Annotated in this window: 17 protein-coding genes and 4 tRNA genes; 6 read left to right on the forward strand and 15 right to left on the reverse strand. The window is 51.9% G+C overall.

Translation table 11 applies throughout. The annotated features are described in order from the left end of the window. Nucleotides 1-8: 8 nt before the first annotated feature. The 3 genes from dnaQ to MT343_RS10080 are packed head-to-tail and all read right to left on the reverse strand — an operon-like array spanning nt 9 to nt 1,916. Entirely contained in the window at nt 9-707 is a 699-nt protein-coding gene (dnaQ, locus tag MT343_RS10070) for a DNA polymerase III subunit epsilon (protein WP_145468534.1), read from the reverse strand. Then, nucleotides 704-1,144 (reverse strand): ribonuclease HI, encoded by a 441-nt coding sequence (gene rnhA, locus MT343_RS10075; protein WP_145468533.1) that lies wholly within the window; start codon nt 1,142-1,144, stop codon nt 704-706. Before rnhA ends, dnaQ begins: the two co-directional genes overlap by 4 nt. A gap of 1 nt (nt 1,145) precedes the next feature. Further along, nucleotides 1,146-1,916 carry a class I SAM-dependent methyltransferase gene (locus MT343_RS10080; protein ID WP_145468531.1) on the reverse strand — a complete coding sequence of 257 codons (771 nt, stop codon included), beginning with the start codon at nt 1,914-1,916 and terminating at the stop codon, nt 1,146-1,148. 126 nt (nt 1,917-2,042) lie between these two features. Between MT343_RS10080 and MT343_RS10085 the strand changes: the two genes are divergently transcribed. From MT343_RS10085 to MT343_RS10095, 3 genes are all read left to right on the forward strand, one after another. Continuing rightward, nucleotides 2,043-3,536 carry a lytic transglycosylase gene (locus MT343_RS10085; RefSeq protein WP_243989379.1) on the forward strand — a complete coding sequence of 498 codons (1,494 nt, stop codon included), beginning with the start codon at nt 2,043-2,045 and terminating at the stop codon, nt 3,534-3,536. A gap of 87 nt (nt 3,537-3,623) precedes the next feature. After that, nucleotides 3,624-5,357: an ABC transporter substrate-binding protein gene (locus MT343_RS10090; protein ID WP_186435863.1), complete on the forward strand. Its 1,734-nt coding sequence runs from the start codon at nt 3,624-3,626 to the stop codon at nt 5,355-5,357. Between the two features lie 44 nt (nt 5,358-5,401). Further along, nucleotides 5,402-6,199, forward strand: a complete 798-nt coding sequence (locus MT343_RS10095; RefSeq protein WP_145468525.1) for an enoyl-ACP reductase FabI — start codon at nt 5,402-5,404, stop codon at nt 6,197-6,199. Between the two features lie 67 nt (nt 6,200-6,266). Here MT343_RS10095 and MT343_RS10100 read toward each other — a convergent pair whose 3' ends face one another. From MT343_RS10100 to MT343_RS10145, 10 genes are all read right to left on the reverse strand, one after another. After that, nucleotides 6,267-8,102: a SurA N-terminal domain-containing protein gene (locus tag MT343_RS10100; protein WP_145468523.1), complete on the reverse strand. Its 1,836-nt coding sequence runs from the start codon at nt 8,100-8,102 to the stop codon at nt 6,267-6,269. Nucleotides 8,103-8,168: 66 nt separating this feature from the next. After that, nucleotides 8,169-8,245 (reverse strand) — tRNA-Asp (locus tag MT343_RS10105). A gap of 14 nt (nt 8,246-8,259) precedes the next feature. Next, nucleotides 8,260-8,532, reverse strand: a complete 273-nt coding sequence (locus tag MT343_RS10110) for an HU family DNA-binding protein (protein ID WP_145468521.1) — start codon at nt 8,530-8,532, stop codon at nt 8,260-8,262. Nucleotides 8,533-8,649: 117 nt separating this feature from the next. Further along, nucleotides 8,650-11,040 (reverse strand): endopeptidase La, encoded by a 2,391-nt coding sequence (lon, locus tag MT343_RS10115; RefSeq protein WP_243989380.1) that lies wholly within the window; start codon nt 11,038-11,040, stop codon nt 8,650-8,652. 131 nt (nt 11,041-11,171) lie between these two features. After that, nucleotides 11,172-12,458: an ATP-dependent Clp protease ATP-binding subunit ClpX gene (gene clpX / locus MT343_RS10120; protein ID WP_145468517.1), complete on the reverse strand. Its 1,287-nt coding sequence runs from the start codon at nt 12,456-12,458 to the stop codon at nt 11,172-11,174. Between the two features lie 95 nt (nt 12,459-12,553). Further along, nucleotides 12,554-13,177, reverse strand: a complete 624-nt coding sequence (clpP, locus tag MT343_RS10125) for an ATP-dependent Clp endopeptidase proteolytic subunit ClpP (RefSeq protein ID WP_145468515.1) — start codon at nt 13,175-13,177, stop codon at nt 12,554-12,556. A 114-nt stretch (nt 13,178-13,291) separates the two neighbouring features. Next, nucleotides 13,292-14,605, reverse strand: a complete 1,314-nt coding sequence (gene tig / locus MT343_RS10130; protein ID WP_145468513.1) for a trigger factor — start codon at nt 14,603-14,605, stop codon at nt 13,292-13,294. Between the two features lie 171 nt (nt 14,606-14,776). Next, a tRNA-His gene (locus MT343_RS10135) sits at nt 14,777-14,852 on the reverse strand. Nucleotides 14,853-14,879: 27 nt separating this feature from the next. Beyond that, nucleotides 14,880-14,956 (reverse strand) — tRNA-Arg (locus tag MT343_RS10140). Nucleotides 14,957-14,979: 23 nt separating this feature from the next. Next, nucleotides 14,980-15,056 (reverse strand) — tRNA-Pro (locus tag MT343_RS10145). Between the two features lie 225 nt (nt 15,057-15,281). Between MT343_RS10145 and folD the strand changes: the two genes are divergently transcribed. Beyond that, nucleotides 15,282-16,139: a bifunctional methylenetetrahydrofolate dehydrogenase/methenyltetrahydrofolate cyclohydrolase FolD gene (gene folD, locus MT343_RS10150; protein WP_145468511.1), complete on the forward strand. Its 858-nt coding sequence runs from the start codon at nt 15,282-15,284 to the stop codon at nt 16,137-16,139. A gap of 78 nt (nt 16,140-16,217) precedes the next feature. Here the strand turns inward: folD and cysS are convergent, their stop codons facing one another. Both cysS and MT343_RS10160 read right to left on the reverse strand, forming a co-directional pair. Then, nucleotides 16,218-17,588 (reverse strand): cysteine--tRNA ligase, encoded by a 1,371-nt coding sequence (cysS, locus tag MT343_RS10155; protein WP_145468509.1) that lies wholly within the window; start codon nt 17,586-17,588, stop codon nt 16,218-16,220. 8 nt (nt 17,589-17,596) lie between these two features. Further along, nucleotides 17,597-19,267: a glutamine--tRNA ligase/YqeY domain fusion protein gene (locus MT343_RS10160; RefSeq protein ID WP_222428541.1), complete on the reverse strand. Its 1,671-nt coding sequence runs from the start codon at nt 19,265-19,267 to the stop codon at nt 17,597-17,599. Nucleotides 19,268-19,428: 161 nt separating this feature from the next. On the opposite strand from MT343_RS10160, the gene MT343_RS10165 reads away from it, so the two are divergent. Both MT343_RS10165 and MT343_RS10170 read left to right on the forward strand, forming a co-directional pair. Further along, nucleotides 19,429-19,923 carry a peptidylprolyl isomerase gene (locus MT343_RS10165; protein ID WP_145468505.1) on the forward strand — a complete coding sequence of 165 codons (495 nt, stop codon included), beginning with the start codon at nt 19,429-19,431 and terminating at the stop codon, nt 19,921-19,923. Then, complete coding sequence (locus MT343_RS10170) at nt 19,923-20,648, forward strand: UDP-2,3-diacylglucosamine diphosphatase (RefSeq protein WP_145468503.1); 726 nt, start codon at nt 19,923-19,925, stop codon at nt 20,646-20,648. The genes MT343_RS10165 and MT343_RS10170 overlap by 1 nt, the downstream gene beginning before the upstream one ends. The last annotated feature ends 7 nt before the right edge of the window (nt 20,649-20,655 follow it).

The raw sequence follows: 20,655 nt of genomic DNA on the forward strand, positions 1-20,655 counted from the left end.
AGCATATATCAGCGGCGCCAGATGGCGCCGCCGCTTTTTTTATCGATCAGATCGAGCATCTTCTCATGCGCGGCAGTCTCTTCAGCACTGGCCCGGATGATGCGCTGATTAACTGCATCCAGGTCGATATCACCGATATCGATCACCACCTCTTCCTCTTCTTTTTCTTCTTCAACCGCCAATGCCAGCGCGGTCTGACCACCGGTCATGGTCAGGTAAACATCCGCCAGAATCTCAGCATCCAGCAAAGCGCCGTGCAAATCGCGATGACTGTTATCGATGCCATAACGCTTACACAAAGCATCCAGGCTGTTTCTTGCCCCGGGGTGCAGATCCCGGGCCATTTTCAGCGTATCGAGCACACCGCAGAAGTCGCGGGTCATGGATAAGTTCAGGCGGCGGAACTCAGCATCCATCATGCCCACGTCGAACGCCGCGTTATGGATCACCAGCTGCGAACCGGCAATAAACTCGCGGAATTCTTGCGCAACCTGAGCGAAAACCGGGGCCCCCTGTTCAATCAGCCATTCGTTGGTAATACCGTGTACCGCGGCAGCTTCCGGGTCGATATCACGTTGCGGATTGATATAGACGTGATAATGCCGCCCGGTCAGCTTACGCTCGAAAATCTCAACGCAACCGATTTCAACGATACGGTGCCCCTCACCAATACCGGTGGTTTCAGTATCCAGTACGACCTGTCTCATGCTTTTACTCCGGCAACGCCTTGATTGGCCAACTGGTCGGCCCGTTCATTCTCTGCATGGCCGGTATGACCACGCACCCAGCGCCACTCAATCTGATGACGCTGACATTCGGCATCCAGCTGCTGCCATAAGTCCTGATTCTTAATCGGTTGCTTGGCGGCATTACGCCAGCCCTTCTTTTTCCAGCCGGCCAACCACTCGTTAATGCCCTTCATCACATACTGCGAATCCGTGGTCAGAATGACCTGACACGGACGTTTCAGTGCCTTTAAGCCTTCGATAGCAGCCATCAGTTCCATGCGGTTATTGGTGGTATTGGCCTCGCCACCAAACAGTTCTTTCTCCATGTCACCGTAACGCAGCAAGGCCCCCCAGCCACCCGGGCCAGGATTGCCTTTGCAGGCACCATCGGTAAACAGTTCGACTTTTGCAGTCATGTTATCTTCCACAATGTTGAGTACCGGCCACGCTCGATGCAACCGGAGTCGCCAAACCGAAGCCTGCTTCAGCCAACTGCCAGCGGCGTGGGCGGATGGGTGTCAGTCCGGCTACGGTCTTGCGGGCGACAAGTACATAGGCGTTCGCTGGCAGCCAGCGTGTTCCAGCCAGTACCCGATCAATCCGCCGGCTGACCGATTCAGAAATAATATTAAGAGGCCAGGCATGAGCAACCGGAGATACCTGCTCGACCCGGAAATCCAGCAGCAGCAACCAGTCGCGCAGACGGGATTCGCTGACCGGGTTAGTCAGCCACGGCAGCTCAGTTGAGAAGGTTCTCAGCCAACGCATACCTCCCCACCAACTGTATGGGTTAAAGCCAACCACAATCAGATAACCGTTGGGCATGACCGTTCGCGCCGCTTCCCGGATCATCTGGTGCGGGCGGTGGCTCATATCGAGCGAATGCTGCAACACCACCACATCCAGGCTTTCATCAGCAAAGGGCCAGGCGCCATCAGCCATTTCCCCCTGAGGATCAACTACTCCACGGGCCCACGGCAGCCCCATGCGGAAACTGTGCTGCAGACGGCTGCGCTGCAGAAAACGGGGTTCGGCATCAATGCCACTGTAAAGAAGATGACAACCATGCAGTTGACTAACCCAATCGCGCAACCAGCCGGCTTCGAGAGCCAACAGCCGCTGAGTCGCCGGGCGCAGTAGCCAGCGTTGGTAAATTTCCGGTTTGATCCGGCTGCCGACGGTATTCATATGACCTCGTTTACTTGCTACCCGACGCCCTGGAAACTAGACTGGCCGGCCACGTAGCGACATTGTAATCACATGCAGCAATTCACTCTATTACTGTCTGTCCTTTTTATGGCTGGTTGCAGCCAGTTGACCACCAGAACAGACAGCGAGCCGGAACAAAAACGTTCCGATATGGTTCTGACCGTCCTTGAAGACTGGCAACCGCAGGATATATCCCATACAACCTATGAAGATATCTGGCAACGTATCATTGCCTCTTATCAGCTGGACACCAATATCGACAACCCGCGGATTGAAGCGCAGCTGAACTGGTATAAGTCACACCAGGCGTATATGGATCGCGTAGCGGAACGTGGGGTGCGCTATCTGCATTTTATTGCTGAGCAGATTGAAGCGCGCAATGTTCCCGGTGAACTGGCCCTGCTGCCGATTGTGGAAAGCGCCTTTGATCCTTTTGCCTACTCCCACGGTCGTGCATCCGGTGTGTGGCAGTTTATTCCGTCGACCGGTCGCGATTTCGGCCTGCAGCAGGACTGGTGGCATGATGGCCGGCGCGACATCCGTGCCGCTACTGAGGCCGCACTGATGTATCTTGATGCCCTGCAGCGTGAGTTTAACGGTGACTGGCTGCTGGCACTGGCGGCGTATAACTCCGGAGCCGGTACCGTGCGGAAGGCCATGCGTAAAAACCGTGCCCGTGGTCGTGCAACCGATTTCTGGTCGCTCGATCTGCCCAAAGAAACCCGTGATTACGTACCCAAACTCATCGCTCTGGCAAAACTGATTAAATCGGCAGAAGAATATCAGGTCACACTGGTGCCCGTGCCGGATGAACCCTACTTTGCCGTGGCAGAAACCGGTGGTCAGATTGATCTGTCACAGGTGGCAGAACTGGCCCAGACTCCACTCGATGAAATCTACAAACTCAACCCCGGATTTAATCGCTGGGCCACACGCCCGACGGGGCCGCACGAGGTACTGATCCCTGTGGCTCAGTACGAAGTCTTCACCGAGCAACTGGCCGCACTGCCACCAAGCGCCCGCCTGAAGTGGCAACGCTATGCAGTCCGTAACGGTGACAGCCTGATAACCATTGCCAAGCAGTTTCATACCACCCCGGAAGCGTTGAAGCAGGCTAATGGCATTCGCGGCAATATTATCCGCGCGGGTGAACAGCTGTTGATTCCCAGCGCCTTCAAAAGCCAGGACGCTTATTCGCACAGCGTATCCCAGCGCCTTGACCGCCTGAAAACACTGCGCCGCCCGGGTAACAGCGAACGGGTTGAATACCGCGTCCGCTCAGGCGACAGCTTCTGGGAAATAGCCCGTTCACACGATGTTAAAGTCAGCGAGCTGGCACGCTGGAATGGCATGGCACCCGGCGATCCACTGCGCGCCGGACAAACGCTGGTCATCTGGAGCAAGAAAAACATGCCGGGCAAGCGCGAAGTTATCCGCAAAGTGAATTACCGCGTCCGCCCCGGTGATTCTCTGGCCCGTATCTCACAAAAATTCAACGTCCGGGTCTCTGATGTGAAGCGCTGGAATTCATCACAGGTAAAAGAGAAATATCTGCAACCGGGCCAGACATTAACGCTCTATGTGGACGTTATGCGCTGAGCGGGCGTCATTATTAACGCTGTGGACACAATATGTGGAATAACTACGGATTGCCAAAGTGCAGGCACTGCCCATAGGATGGGCCATATGACGCTCATACCACTCAACAACCGATCAATCCTGCCGCTGGCTCTCCTGATCAGCCTTATACTACTCAGCCAGATTGCCCGTGCCAGCATTGCTGTAACTGACAACCCCAGCAGTGAGCTGGCCGGCGTTGCCTGGCAAAGCAATGACGACAGCGCTCCCTGGGGAGATGCAAGCGCACAACGTGGCGGCATCTCACGTCAGCCCTTACTGCACTTCCCTCCAAATATCCGCCGCATCGGCCCGCAAACACCACACAGCTTCAGCGCTACGCTGGAAAACCTGCAACTGCCGCTTATCGCCCGCCACCCACAGGACTCCCGCTGGATTCCTATGCTGGCCAGCCGCTGGCTGGTCAATGAGCAGGCCATGCGACTGTATTTTGAACTGGACGCCGATGCGCGCTGGTCTGATGGTGTCGCAGTCACCACCGAGGACGTACGTTTTACTCTCGAATTTCTCACTGACCCGGCGACAGCGGCTGCCTGGCAGGCAGAACGTCTGCAACAACTGATCAGCGGGCTGGAAGTGTTTGACCAGCAGAGATTTGCCCTGGTTCTGCAAAAGCCGGCCACTATGAACAGCATTCGCGAACTGGCTTCACTGCGCCCTTTTGCCGCCCATGTTTACCGTAATCCACGCGGCTGGCCAAAAAGTTTTGACTGGTACCCCGAGCCAACAACTGGACCTTATTATCTCGCGCAATTGAACCCTAACGCGCAGATTGTCTTGCGCGAAACCAGTGACTGGTGGGGACGTGACAAGCGGTATTTTAAGCATCGCTTCAATGTCCGCCGGGTTAACCTGCGTATACCGGACAAGGACTATTCTGTTGTCGATCTGCTGGAACGCGGTGAACTGGATGTCATTCCGCTTAACACTACCGAAAACTGGCAATCTGAGCAGATTAGCCAGCTCAGCAACAGCAAGCGCATTAACCGGATTCAGTTCTACCATCAGGCTCCGCTCCCCTTCACTGGCCTGCTATTAAATGCCAATCACCCGAGCCTGAGCAGCAAGTCCCAGCGAGCTGCCGTTCTCTCGGCACTGAGTCCGCAAACAGCCATCTCAGAACTGAACGAAGCTGAATCACTCAGCGCTGATTTTATCCGCCGTTCTGAGACATCTGATCAACAGCCGAATGCAGAAATATCGGTATTGCCAGACGAGCTGACCCTAATCTATAGCGACCAGCAGGATCTGATGTTTTTGCGCCTGCTGCAGCAACAGGCAAAGATAAAGGGGATGAATATTCTTTTGGAAAAAGTTTCACCTGCGAAATTACGCAGTGCCCTGCAGCAGGCCAATTACGATCTTACCTGGCTCCGCTTTTCATCCCCGCTGAATGGCGAGAATTTCCTGTCGCTATTCCAGTCCGGAAACGGGCAGATTTTTATCAGCATGGATGCGGTACAGCGTTTTATATCCGGGACAGGCAATACGGCTACAGCAGAACAGCTTTTTAAGTACCTGCAGGATGAATCAATATTTCATACGGGCTACGGCTACCCCTACTGCCGCTCAGCAAGCTGGCAATGGTTAAAGCTGCCCGAAAATCAGGGAACACGAATCAGCACTGATTTGTTCAATCCTTTTGATGCCGTTACCGGCGGACTTTTCTGGATAGACCGCAAGCAACGTGCTGACATACTGGCGAAACCTGAGCGTGGTAAAAACGATGACAGTAAGCCACATATTAATATTCAATACAGACTGAACAATAATCAGCTCTGACAACCAAAACCGACTGTTTCAGTCCGGAATAAAAGGATCTCAACATGGGTATGTTAACCGGTAAAAAAGCTCTGATTGTTGGCGTGGCCAGCAAGCATTCTATTGCTTATGGCATTGCTGATGCGTTCCATCGCGAAGGTGCAGAACTCGCTTTTACCTATCAGGGCGAAAAATTAAAAGAACGGGTAGAGAAAATGGCCGCCGGCTGGGATTCTGATATCTGCCTGCCATGCGACGTAGCCTCTGATGAAGAAATCGCCGCCGTTTTCACCGAACTGGAAAAGAAATGGGGTCATCTCGACATTCTGATTCACTCCGTAGGCTTTGCACCGGCTCACGAACTGGATGGCGATTATCTGAGCGTGACTACCCGCGAAGGTTTCCGTATTGCTCACGATATCAGCTCATACAGTTTTGTCGCCCTGGCAAAAGGCGCACGTCCGTTAATGCAGGGACGTAACGGCGCCATGCTGACCCTGACCTACCATGGCTCCCAGCAAACCCTGCCAAACTATAACGTTATGGGGCTGGCAAAAGCGTCTCTGGAAGCATCGGTGCGCTACCTTGCAGGTTCTCTGGGCAAAGAAGGTATCCGTGTTAACTCCATTTCAGCAGGTCCGATTAAAACCCTCGCAGCGGCTGGTATTAAAAGCTTCCGCCGCATGCTGAAAAAGAACGCAGACCGTGCACCTTTAGGCCGGAACATCACCATCGACGAAGTGGGTAATACCGCAGCCTTCCTGTGCTCTGATCTGGCATCTGGTATTGCCGCGCAGAATATCTATGTTGATGGCGGCTTTAACACCTGCGCCATGAACGTGGATGAGATGGAAGAATCCTGAGCCGCAAAAAAAGCAATAAAAAAGGGGCCTGAGCCCCTTTTTTATTGCCTGACACTATCTGCCAATATTATGAGCCGGAACGCTCAATCTTAGTGGCTGACTTAGCCCATGCCTGATAGCTCAGCATATCAGCGCGGCTGTTCTGGGCACGCCCTGCTTCTTTCGCTTCGTCACTAACGGCCATGTCCTGCCAGTTTTTTGCATCAACCGCATCCAGCGTTACTACGGTAAAGCCGCCCGGAGTTTTAACAACATCCGATTGACCAACGGTGAGTGCAAACGCTTTCTGCTGCGCCAGACGAGGAGCCTCACTGGACTGCTGGAAGGTCGCTGAAACTTTCTTCCAGGCTTTTGCCTGCTCATCACCACTGACGATCGCATCAGCCAACACACGAGCCTGAGCAAGCGCACGTTCACGCTTCAGGCTCATCACAACCTGAGGCTTAACTTCAGCCAGAGGTTTTACCGATGCGTCTTTATGCTCACTCACCGCCAGAACAACAGCACCATCCTGCAGCTCAACGACTTCGCTGATTTGCTTATCCAGCATCACATTTTCTTCAAAAGCAACCTGGCGTACACCTTCGTTCAGAGCAATGCCGTTACCATTTTCACGGCTGAAAAATTCCGTGCTCTGTAATTCCAGATTCAATGCTTTGGCAACATCGTCAATGGATTCAGCAGAAAATGAAATATTCGACAGCTCCTGCATCTGCTCGGCATAAACCGCTTCCGCTTTACCTTCACGAACCTCACGGCTCAGTTCAGCTTTAACATCAGCCAGTGATTTAACACTTGGCGTTACGATGCTGTCGAGGCGAATGATGTGGTAGCCAAATTCACTTTTAACCGGTGAAGAAATCTGGTTTTTCTGCAACGCATACAGAGTATCTTCAAATTCCGGAACAAAGCTTCCTTTGGTGCTCAGGCCCAGATTACCACCGGCATTTTTGGTACCGATATCATCAGAGTATTCTTTTGCCAGTGCAGCAAAATCTTCGCCTTTATCCAGACGTGATTTAATGTCGTCAGCCAGAGCCAGAGCTTCAGCATCGCTGCGATCATCATTTACTTCGATCAGGATATGGCTGGAACTGCGTTGCTCTTTCGCCAGTTCACGGGACTGATAATCGATGTAAGCGGCCTGCAACTCATCCTCTGTCACATCCTGCTTAGCTGCGATGTCAGCACGTTTAAGCTGTACATACTGAATACGCACCTGCTCTTCAGTTTTGTAACGGTCTTTATTTGCTTCGTACGCCAACTGAATATCTTCATCCGATAATTCGATACTGGCTTCCAGATCTTTGGCGTTGACTTCGTAGAAACTGAAGGTGCGCAATTCGTTATTCAGTGCTTCGCTCACCTGAACAGCAAACGGGGTTTCCACACTGCTTAAAACAAAAGCCGCACGCGCCTGATTGGTTTTAATATCGTCCGCCAAGCTGGCGCGGAACGTGAGTGGCGACAGGCCATTCATGCGCAGTACGTTCTGGAACTGTTCTTTATCAAAACGACCATCCTGCTGGAAAGCAGGAATGCTTACGATGGTTTCATCAATAGCACTGGAAGCTGCACGCAACCCCAGTTTATCGGCCTGAACCAAAGCAACTTTTTGCTCAATCAGCTGCTCAAGCGCTGATTGACGCAGAAATTTTTCGTTAAACAGATTTTCATCATACTGCTCACCAAACTGACGACGCAGGTTAGCTTTCTGTTGTTCAACGGTCCGTACGATATCTGCTTCCGTGATTTCCTGATCGCCAACTGTCGCTGTGGCCGGTGTTCCACCGCCCAGGCTGACAATGCTTTCAACGCCCCACAGCGCAAAGACAAAGATAATAAAAAATACAATTACTTTAGCGATCATACCCTGAGCATTATCGCGCATTGTCTGTAGCATGCTTCCTCCAATGATTATTCGAGCCACCAATACAAAAAAAGCGCATCAGGGATGCGCTTTTAATTTTGGCGGACCGGACGGGACTCGAACCCGCGACCCCCGGCGTGACAGGCCGGTATTCTAACCGACTGAACTACCGGTCCTTAATCCAACTAACTTAGTTGACAGCGTCTTTCAGTGCTTTGCCTGGTTTGAAGCCAGGAACTTTAGCTGCCTTGATTTCGATCGGAGCGCCGGTCTGTGGGTTACGGCCAGTGCGAGCAGCACGCTCTTTAACCATAAAAGTACCAAAACCAACGAGAGCGACCTGATCGCCTTCTTTCAGTGCACCGCCAATGCTTTCGATCATGGCGTCTAAAGCACGGCCAGCTGCTGCTTTTGGAATGTCCGCAGAAGCTGCGATTGCATCGATTAATTCAGATTTGTTCACACTTATCCCCTTACTCTGTGCGCAATAGTGAATTCTTGTTATGCGACTGGGCGATCGCTACAGGAAAATATTAGAGCGACGATTTATACCAAGCGCTCCCCAGACCGTCAAGCGGCCTTAGTGTGTGCTGGGCCTGGTATTGTCGTCTTTTTTACCGGCAGCCTCATCTTTGGTGATAATTTCACCAACATGAGGCTCCGGTTTGCTTTCCAGTGCCAGATCCAGCACTTCGTCAATCCAGTCAACCGCCACAACATTCATATCTTCCAGAATGTTCCCCGGAATGTCGCGAAGATCCTTTTCGTTCTCTTTTGGAATAATTACGGTCTTAATACCGCCACGATGAGCTGCCAGCAGTTTCTCTTTCAGGCCACCAATGGCTAATACCTTACCCCGCAGGGTAATCTCACCCGTCATCGCTACATCTGCACGCACAGGAATGCCCGTCATCACAGAAGCCAGGGCCGTTGCCATACCAATACCAGCACTTGGACCATCTTTCGGTGTAGCGCCTTCCGGCACGTGCACATGCAGATCGTGCTTTTCAAAGTACTCGGGCGACACCCCCATACCAACAGCACGGCTACGCACGACAGTAAGCGCCGCTTGGATGGATTCCTGCATAACGTCACCCAGAGAGCCTGTTTTCACAATACGCCCCTTACCGGGGGTTGCAGCCGATTCCAGTGTCAGCAACTCACCACCGACCGAGGTCCAGGCCAGACCTGTCACCTGCCCGATCTGATTATCCAACCCGGCCAGACCATAACGGAATTTCTGTACACCCAGATACTCGTCTAGAAGCTCGGCGCTGATGTCGCGGGTCTGCTGGTTTTTCTCCAGCATGTTAGCTTTGACAACGCGGCGGCAAAGCTTGGCAATCTCACGCTCAAGACCACGCACGCCAGCCTCACGGGTGTAATGGCGTATAATGTCGCGCAAGCGATCATCACTCACTTCAATTTCACGCTCATGCAAACCATTCAGCTTAATCTGCTTCGGTAACAGGTAACGCCGTGCAATGCTGACCTTTTCCGCTTCGGTATAACCCGGAATACGGATCACTTCCATACGATCCAGCAACGGACCAGGAATATCCATACTGTTGGACGTACATACAAACATCACGTCTGACAGATCGTAATCGACTTCCAGATAGTGGTCCGCAAAGGTCGAGTTTTGTTCAGGATCAAGCACCTCCAGCAATGCAGATGCAGGGTCGCCACGATGATCCATGCCCATTTTGTCGATTTCATCGAGCAGGAATAACGGGTTTTTCACCGCAACTTTAGACATTTTCTGCACAAGCTTGCCAGGCATCGAACCAATATAGGTACGACGGTGCCCGCGAATTTCCGCCTCGTCACGCACACCACACAAAGCCATACGCACAAACTTGCGGTTTGTTGCACGTGCAATGGATTTACCCAGAGAGGTTTTACCAACCCCCGGAGGCCCAACCAGACACAACACAGCGCCTTTTACTTTTTTCACACGGGTCTGAACTGCGAGGTATTCCAGAATACGCTCTTTCACTTCTTCCAGGCCAAAGTGATCAGCATCCAGAATTTCTTTGGCATTGGTCAGGTCATGATTTACACGGCTACGTTTTTTCCACGGCAGGTTAACCAACCAGTCCAGATAGCCGCGTACAACCGAAGCTTCGGCTGACATCGGTGACATCATGCGTAATTTCTTCAGCTCGGCATCAGCCTTTTCACGGGCTTCTTTGGTCATGCCGGACTGTTCGATTTTATGCGTCAGCTCATCAAACTCATTGCTGCCATCTTCCAGATCGCCGAGTTCTTTCTGAATAGCCTTCATCTGCTCATTCAGATAATACTCGCGCTGGCTTTTTTCCATCTGCTTTTTAACGCGACCACGGATACGTTTTTCAACTTTCAGCAGATCAATTTCGGATTCCATTAATTCCATTAAATGTTCGACACGCTCACGCGGATCGAGCATTTCCAGAACATTCTGCTTTTCATCCAGTTTCAGTGAAATATGTGCGGCAATGGTATCGGCCAGACGCGAAGCGTCTTCGATTCCGGAAATTGTTGACAATACTTCGCTCGGAACTTTTTTAGACAATTGAACATACTGTTCAAAATGCCCGGTCAGGGAGCGGACCAGAACTTCGTTTTCACGTTCTGTTAATTCATCCGCAGATATGGCTTCAACCGTGCCACGGAATAATTCTTCTTCGTCAATCAATTCAGAAAGCTGCGCCCGCACATCACCTTCAACCAGTACTTTTACGGTGCCATCCGGCAGTTTCAATAACTGCAGAATATTGGCGATGGTGCCGACGGTATGCATATCTTCACAGCCCGGCTCATCATCCGATGCATCTTTTTGTGCGACCAGCATAATCCGCTTGTCGAGACTCATCGCTTCTTCCAGTGCGTTGATTGATTTTTCCCGTCCCACAAACAGCGGAATCACCATGGCAGGAAAAACGACCACGTCACGAAGGGGTAATAGTGGTAATACTTCTTGAGTCATGAACAATGCACCTAAAAACTGCGTCTTTGACGCCAATATGTCAGGAAGTGAGGGCGAAGCGCAAGAAATACAAGGCCTGAAAAAACAAAAGGAGCCAAAGGCTCCTTTTGTTGACGGGATTATGATACGTATCAGTCGTTGTCCGGAGACACCTTACCAACATCAGCGGTTTCATAAATGATCAGCGGCTCAGACTCACCATTGATCACGCTTTCTTCGATCACTACCTTCGCCACATGTTCTTCCGACGGAATACGGTACATAGTGTGAAGCAATGCACCTTCCATAATCGAACGCAGACCACGGGCACCGGTTTTACGCTCCATCGCACAGGTTGCAATTGCATCCAGCGCGCTGTCACGGAACTCCAGCTCAACCGATTCCATTTCAAACAATTTCTGATACTGACGCACCAGAGAGTTGCGAGGCTCAGTCAGAATACGCACCAGCGCATCCTTATCGAGCTCATCCAGCGTTGCCACGACCGGCAAGCGGCCAATGAATTCCGGAATCAGACCGTATTTCACCAGATCACCCGGCTCCACTTCACGCAGAACCTCACCAACCGCCTTCTGCTCTTCTTTACCTTTCACGGTAGCCGAGAAGCCAATACTGCTCTTCTCTGAGCGATCGCGGATGATGTTATCCAGGCCGGCAAAAGCACCACCACAGATAAACAGAATGTTGGAGGTATCAACCTGCAGAAATTCCTGCTGCGGATGCTTACGGCCACCCTGCGGCGGAACAGAAGCGACTGTACCTTCAATCAGTTTCAGCAGTGCTTGCTGTACACCCTCACCCGACACATCACGGGTAATCGATGGGTTATCAGATTTGCGTGAAATTTTGTCAATTTCGTCGATGTAAACAATACCACGCTGAGCTTTCTCAACGTCGTAATCACACTTCTGCAACAGCTTCTGAATGATGTTTTCAACATCCTCACCCACATAACCTGCTTCAGTCAGCGTGGTTGCATCAGCAATGGTAAAAGGAACATTCAGCAGTCGTGCCAGTGTTTCAGCCAGCAGAGTTTTACCACTACCGGTTGGCCCAATCAGCAGAATATTACTTTTGGACAGCTCAACCTCTGCCTTACCTTCACCACTCTGCAGGCGCTTATAGTGGTTATAAACCGCTACCGCGAGAACGATCTTGGCCTTCTCCTGGCCAATAACGTATTCATCCAGTGTCGCCTTGATTTCTTTTGGCGTCGGCAGTTTGTCGCCTGAGCCTTTGTTCTCGGCTTCCTGCACTTCTTCACGAATGATGTCATTACACAGATCGACACACTCGTCACAGATGAACACCGAAGGCCCGGCAATCAGCTTGCGTACTTCATGCTGGCTCTTACCGCAAAACGAGCAGTAGAGCAGCTTACCGCTATCGTCGCCTTTGCCCTTTGTATCGTCGGTCATTCGACTGCCTCATTATTCGTTGCACTGATCCAGAAGATGGATCTTTTTATCGGGTATTTCAAGGCCGGAAACAGAGTAATCCAGCCTTAAGTCAATCAGCGGTTTGTAACAACCTTGTCGATCAGACCGTAAGCCAGCGCAGCTTCCGGATCCATAAAGTTGTCGCGCTCAGTATCCGCGGTCACTTGTTCAATACTCTGCCCGGTATGATGAGCCAGAATACGGTTCAGGCGTTCTTTGGTGTCCTGAATGTTACGCGCATGGATCTGAATATCCGTTGCCTGCCCCTGCGCACCGCCACTCGGCTGGTGAATCATAACGCGGGAGTTAGGCACACTGAGACGTTTGCCTTTGGCGCCAGCTGCGAGCAGAAATGCCCCCATACTGCAGGCCTGACCAATCACCATCGTACTGACATCCGGCTTAATGAACTGCATGGTGTCATAAATAGACAGACCTGCAGACACCGAACCACCCGGCGAGTTGATGTACAGGTGAATATCCTTGTCCGGATTCTCAGACTCAAGGAACAGCAACTGCGCCACCACCAGATTAGCCATATGGTCTTCGACCGGGCCAACCAGGAAGATTACGCGCTCTTTCAGCAAGCGTGAGTAGATGTCGTAAGCACGCTCACCGCGGGCTGACTGCTCTACCACCATTGGTACCAGACCGCTTGCCTGGATGATTTCTGACTGTTGTTTCATGGAGTCAAACATTCGACCCTGTACTCCCTGACATAATTAGCTTTTTTACAAAAACAGCCGCAATGTGTGCGGCTGTCTCTGAGTTTAGCCATTGATTGGCGTTGTGTCAGTCACTCTGTCGAGTGATCAGGCAGGCTGATTAGCCGCGCGGATCACTTCTTCGTAAGTGGCTTCTGACTGGCTGATCTTAGCCCCTGCCAGAACTTTCTCAACCGCCTGCTCTTCCAGAGCCAGCGCTTCTACCTGAGATTTCTGCTGCGGGTTGCTGTTGTAGTAGTTGCGCACCTCTTCAGGATCCTGATAAGTCGCGGCAACTTCTTCAATCAATTCAGCCACTTTTTCTGCCGAAGGCGTCAATTCGTTCGCTTCGATAACCGCATTCATCAGCAGACCGATAACAACGCGCTTCTCAGCCTGATCTTTGAACAGCTCAGCTGGCAGCATGTTAGGATCCAGCTGCTGGCCACCGCCAAACTGCTGAACAGCCTGCTTACGCAGACGATCAATTTCCTGATCAACCAGAGAAGACGGAGCTTCAACGGTGTTAGCAGCAACCAGACCAGCAATAACCTGCTGCTTGGTCAGACTGCGCAGAGCACGGGCCAGTTCACGGTCCATGTTCTTACGGATTTCGGTTTTGAATTCAGCTTCATCAGCGGTTTCGACACCAAAACCTTTGAAGAATTCTTCGTTCAGTTCAGGCAGCTGAGGCTTCTTAACCGCAGTAACGGTTACCTTGAACTGAGCAGGCTTACCTTTCAGTTCTTCTTTGTGGTAGTCCTCAGGGAAAGCAACGTCCAGAGTTTTCTCTTCGCCGGCTTTCGCACCCACCAGGCCCGCTTCGAAGCCAGGAATCATAGAGTTGGAACCCAGAGTCAGGCTGTAACCTTTGGCTGCACCACCTTCAAATGCTTCACCGTCGATGAAACCTTCGAAATCGATCACTACCTGGTCGCCATCAGCGGCAGCTTCAGCAGACTCTTCCCACTTGGCATTCTGCTTACGCAGAGTATCCAGCATGGTGTCCAGATCCGCGTCGGTTACGGTAGCGGTTTTCTGTTCAACTTCGATGCTCCCGAAATCGGCCAGAGTGATTTCCGGGTAGACTTCAAACGTTGCTTTAAATTCCAGATCCTTACCGTCTTCATCAACGGTAGGCTCGAAAGTTGGCATGCCGGCCAGTTTTACATTCTCGTCCTGCACGGCTTTAAAGAAAGACTGTTGCATTTGCTGGTAGATAGCTTCGTAACGCGCCTGCTTACCAAACATACGCTTGGCAACAGCCGGAGGCAGCGGCTTGCCTTTACGGAAACCATTTACGCGCTGGCCTTTGGAGATACGCTTCAGTTCAGCAGTTACTTTACCTTCTACTTCTGCTGCAGGAACGCCAATGGTCATTACACGCTGAAGACCGGAAGTGGTCTCAATGGACACTTGCATAGATGCCTCTCAATATACTGTTCAAAAAATAACGCACAGGCCTCGCCCGGCGCCGATAAAATCAGAAAGGCGCGGATTATAGCGCAAGGCACTGCCCGAATAAAACCATTTAGAATGCTTGAGCAATCAAACACTTAGGAGATATAAACAAAAGGAATTAAGAAGGGGAAGTGGGGTGGCCGACGGGGCTCGAACCCGCGACAACAGGAATCACAATCCTGGACTCTACCAACTGAGCTACGGCCACCACAAAAATTCTGCTGAGATTGCCAAATGGCGCACCCGGCAGGGATTGAACCTGCAACCCTCGGCTTAGAAGGCCGATGCTCTATCCAATTGAGCTACGGGCGCATGTCAATTCATTCAGACATTAGTGGTCGGGGTAGAGAGATTCGAACTCCCGACATCCTGCTCCCAAAGCAGGCGCGCTACCAGACTGCGCTATACCCCGAACTTACTTGCTTTGCGAAGTGCCCTGCAAGTGGCTGCGCATATTATAGATGAGCCCCCACCCAGTCAACGACTTTTTGAAAAAAATTAATAAAAACAATCGGTTCGGTGATTTTTTGAGCGTTTCTGCATTTATCCGCAGGCTGGCGCCAGCGGTATCTTTGTTTTTCTCAGCGCACATGAGAAAATCGCGCGCTTTGATAACTGCTACAGGTTTACTGCGCTTATGACCGCTCAACTGATCGATGGCAACGCCACTGCCAAAGCGATTCGCGAATCCATTAAACAGCAGGTTCAGGCCCGCACAGAGAAAGGTCTGCGCGCACCCGGCCTGGCGGTCATATTAGTAGGCAGCGACCCGGCGTCCGAAGTCTATGTGGCGCATAAGCGTAAAGACTGCGAACAGGTCGGCATTGTCAGCAAGGCCTTTGACCTGCCGGCAGAAACCACCCAGCAACAACTGCTGGACCTGATCGACGAGCTGAACCATGACAGCAGTGTTGATGGCATCCTGGTGCAACTGCCCTTACCTGCCGGCCTGAAAGCCGATGAAATTCTTGAGCGTATCGACCCAACCAAAGATGTTGACGGCTTCCACCCATTCAATCTTGGCCGCCTGGCACAGCGCATGCCGATGCTGCGCCCCTGCACTCCGGCTGGCATCGTTGACCTACTGGACGGCACCGGCGAGGAAGTTCGTGGCAAACATGCGGTCATTGTTGGCGCATCCAACATTGTTGGCCGCCCGATGGGTCTGGAACTGCTGCTGAAAGGCTGTACAGTAACCACCTGCCACCGCTTCACCAAAGATCTGGCGCATCACATCCAGCAGGCCGACATTGTGGTCGTTGCCGTTGGTAAGCCGGGTATTGTTAAAGGTGAATGGATCAAGCCCGGCGCCACCGTGATTGATGTTGGTATTAACCGCCAGGCTGACGGCAAACTGATTGGCGATGTGGATTTTGCCGCCGCCGCTGAACGCGCTGCCTTTATCACCCCGGTTCCGGGTGGTGTAGGCCCGATGACCCGCGCCAAATTGCTGGAAAATACCCTGTTTGCCTGTGAGACTCTGCACAAGCAGTAATCGCTGAAGATTAAAATAACAAAAAGCCCGGACAGATCGCTCTGTCCGGGCTTTTTCATATCTGCCGCTAACGGCGGATTATTGCTTTGACCAGCTGGTGCCTTCCGGACCATCACGCAGCACAATTCCCTGCGCCAGCAACTCATCACGCACCTGATCTGCCGTAGCAAAATCTTTGGCTTTTTTCGCCTCAGCACGCTTACTGATCATATCCTGAATCCAGGCCTCATCCACATCGGCACCGGACTGCAAAAAGGCTTCCGGCTCAGACTGCAGACAACCCAGAACACCCGCCAGATAACGCAACTGACCGGCCAGCGCTGCCTGCTCTGCACCTTCGGCTTTATTCACCGCCCGCACCAGATCAAACAAGGCGGCAATGGCTTCCGGCGTATTGAAGTCGTCATCCATTGCAGCATGGAAGCGTTGCGAATATTCATTATCAATATCCGCAACCTCGCCAACCACAACACCACGCAGCGCATTATAAAAACGCTCCAGCTTGGTATGCGCTTCTTTCAGGCTGTCTTCGGAATAATTGATCGCGCTGCGATACTGACTGGAGAGCAGTAAAAAGCGCACCACTTCCGCCGGATATTTTTCCAGAATTTCGCGAATGGTGAAAAAGTTGCCCAGCGATTTGGACATCTTTTCGCCATCAACACGAACAGCTCCGGCATGCATCCAGGTATTCACGTACTTTTTACCTGTTGCTGCCTCCGACTGGGCAATTTCATTTTCATGGTGCGGAAATTTAAGATCCGGACCGCCACCATGAATATCAAAGGTTTCACCCAGACAGCAGGATGACATCGCCGAACATTCAATGTGCCAGCCCGGGCGACCAATCCCCCACGGCGAATGCCAGTGTGGTTCGTCGGTTTTGGCGGCTTTCCACAACACAAAATCCAGAGGATCTTGTTTATGTTCGTCAACATCGACACGCGCACCGGCTTCTAAATCATCCAGAATCTTCCCGGATAATTTGCCGTAACCTTCGAATTTACGCACCGAGTAATACACATCACCATTCCCCGGAGCGTAGGCATAACCTTTGGCAATCAGGGTTTCGACCAGACGGATAATATCGTCGATATGTGCCGTGGCTTTTGGCTCTGCATTCGGGCGCTCAATTTCCAGCAGGTCGGCATCTTTGTGCATTTCAGCAATAAAGCGCTCGGTTAACGCATCAAAAGCTTCGCCGTTTTCGTTAGCGCGTTTGATAATTTTATCGTCGATATCGGTGATATTACGGATGTAATTCACCTCATAACCACGATGACGCAAGTAACGGGCAATAACGTCAAACGCCACCATCACCCGCGCATGGCCCAGGTGACAGAAGTCATAAACCGTCATACCACAGACATACATGCCAACCTTGCCTGGCTGTAACGGTTTAAACTCTTCTTTCTGACGCGTCAGCGTATTAAAAATCTGCAAAGTCATAATCAGCCTTAATCTGCCTGCAGTGATTTATCTTCACGCAAGCCAATGGTCAGGTTAAAGACCGGCTTGTCAGCGCTGTGATCGTAGCGGTCGGCAACAAAATAGCCTTCACGCTCAAACTGGAAATTACTTTCGACACCGACATTGGCCAGTGCAGGTTCAACCCAACCAGTAGTAACGGTGAGCGAATCGCGATTTACAAACTGCATAAAATCGCCGTCGACTTTATCCGGCGTCGGGTGATTAAACAGACGCTCATAGAGGCGCAATTCGGCCTGCACCGAATGGCTGGCCGAAACCCAGTGCACCACCCCTTTCGGGTTATCACCGTCGGCCGGGTTTTCACCCAGCGTGCCTTCGATTAATTTCGCCCGCACCAGCACAACATTACCGGCTTCGTCTTTTTCGTAGCTGGTTGCTTCGATTACATAAGAATGACGCAGACGGATACGTTTACCCGGCGTGAATTTCTTTTTGAATTTCTTGCTGTACTCTTCTTTAAAATCATCCTGATCGATATAGATCTCACGGGTAAACGGCATTTCGCGCGAACCCAGATCCAGCTCGTGATGATATTCGGCGCTGAGCATTTCCAGATGATCGGCGGCCAGATTTTCGATCTCGACTTTTAACGGCCGGATCACACACATCGCACGCGGTGCATGCTTGTTCAGATCGTCACGCAGCGCGTGCTCCAGCATCGCCACATCGACCATACCGTCACTGCGGGTCACACCAATCATTTCGCAGAAATTACGCACCGAGCGCGGAGTAAAACCACGACGACGCATACCGGCAATGGTCGGCATTCGCGGATCATTCCAGCCAGCAACCACCTGATCATCCACCAGAGCTTTCAGCTTACGCTTGGAGGTTACGGTGTAATCCAGATTCAGGCGGCCAAATTCGTACTGACGCGGCTGTGCCGGCACCGGCAGATTGGCAATAAACCAGTCATACAGTGGTTTATGGTCTTCAAATTCCAGCGTGCAGACCGAATGGGTAATGCCTTCGATGGCATCCGACTGACCATGGGTAAAGTCATAGGTCGGGTAGATACACCATTTGTCACCGGTCTGATGGTGATGCACTTTACGGATACGATAGATGATCGGATCACGCAGGTTCATGTTTGGCGATGCCATATCAATTTTGGCGCGCAGCACACAGGCACCTTCGTTGAAATCACCGGCACGCATTTTCTCAAACAGCGCCAGGTTTTCTTCTACCGTGCGCTCACGGAACGGGCTGTTTTTACCCGCTTCGGTCAGAGTGCCACGGTATTCACGCGCCTGCTCAGGGCTGAGGTCACAGACATAAGCCTTGCCTTCACGAATCAGGTGCAGCGCCCACTGATGCAGCTGGTCGAAGTAATCCGAGGCATAACGCACCTCTCCGGCCCAGTTAAAGCCCAGCCAGGTGATGTCGTCTTTGATCGCATCAATAAATTCCTGGCTTTCTTTTTCCGGGTTGGTGTCGTCGAAACGCAGGTTACACTGGCCGTTAAACTGTTCGGCCACGCCGAAGTTCAGGCAGATTGATTTGGCATGGCCCACATGCAGATAACCGTTAGGCTCAGGCGGAAAGCGTGTCACAACGCTCTGAACCTTACCGCTGGCGAGGTCATCCTGAACGATTTTGGCAATGAAATTGTGGCTGTTTGGAGTTGTGTCTGTCATAACCATCCGTTTCTGAGTAGTACCGGCAGCTTGCCGCGCGGAGGCTGTTCCGGGCGGAAATTCCGGCAATCGTGCCACGGCGCTGTCAGGCCGCGAAAAAGGCGGTATTATACGCACTCAATCCCATGAAGGGATACACGATTCAATGACAGAGGCTTCACATGATCCTGCTTAAAACCAACTTCGGCGACATCAAAATCGAACTGAACCACGAGAAAGCGCCAAAAACTGCGGCCAACTTCGAGAAGTACGTAAAAGAAGGCTACTACGACGGCGTGATTTTCCACCGTGTGATCGACGGTTTTATGATCCAGGGCGGCGGCTTTGCCCCGGGTATGGTTAACAAAGAAACCGACATGCCGATTGAAAACGAAGCAGACAACGGTCTGAAAAACACCGTTGGCACTCTGGCCATGGCCCGCACCATGGACCCACACTCCGCCAGCGCGCAGTTCTTTATCAACGTATCGGACAACGACTTCCTGAACCACACCAGCAAGTCCACTCAGGGCTGGGGTTATGCCGTATTTGGTGAAGTGGTTGAAGGCATGGACGTGGTTAACCGCATCAAAGCCGTTAAAACCACCACCCGTATGGGCCACCAGGACGTTCCGGTCGAAGACGTCATCATCGAAAAAGCTGAAATCATCGCGTAATGGCGGTTTATTTCATCTCCGATCTGCATCTTGAGCCTGGCCGCCCGGCCATGGCTCAGGGCTTTGTGCATTATCTGCAGAATCTGCAGGATGCCGATGCGCTGTATATTCTTGGCGACTTTTTTGAAGTTTGGATGGGCGATGACTTTGATCATCCCTTCGTCAGCAGCATCAAAGACGCCCTGCGCGCACTCAGCAACAAAGGTACCCGCCTGTTTCTGATGCACGGCAACCGCGACTTCCTGCTGGGCCAGACCTTCTGCGAACAGACCGGCGCCACCCTACTCGATGATCCGGCCGTGATCACCTTAGGTGACGACGCGGTACTGCTGATGCACGGCGACAGCCTCTGCACCCTTGATGTGGAATATATGAAGATCCGTCAGATGTTCCGCAACCCGGCCTGGCAGCAGGACTTTCTCAGTAAACCACTGGAAGAGCGCATTGCCTTTGCCCGCCAGGTTCGCAGCGAAAGCCAGAGCGGTCAGCAGATGAAAAGCTCCGACATCATGGACGTCACCCAGAAAGAGGTAGACCGCGAAATGGATCAGGCCGGCGTTACCACCCTGATTCATGGTCACACCCACCGCCCGGATGATCATCGCTGGATGCACAACGGATGCGAACGCCGCCGTCTGGTACTGGGCGACTGGTCAGACGATTGCGGCTGGATGATCCGCTGGAGCGAAGAAAGCGGACTGCAGCTCAGTCAGTTTACGTTCTGAATGAAGC

It is taken from the genome of Venatorbacter sp. C2-1 (assembly GCF_022832715.1).
Classification (GTDB): domain Bacteria; phylum Pseudomonadota; class Gammaproteobacteria; order Pseudomonadales; family Oceanobacteraceae; genus Venatoribacter; species Venatoribacter alkanivorans.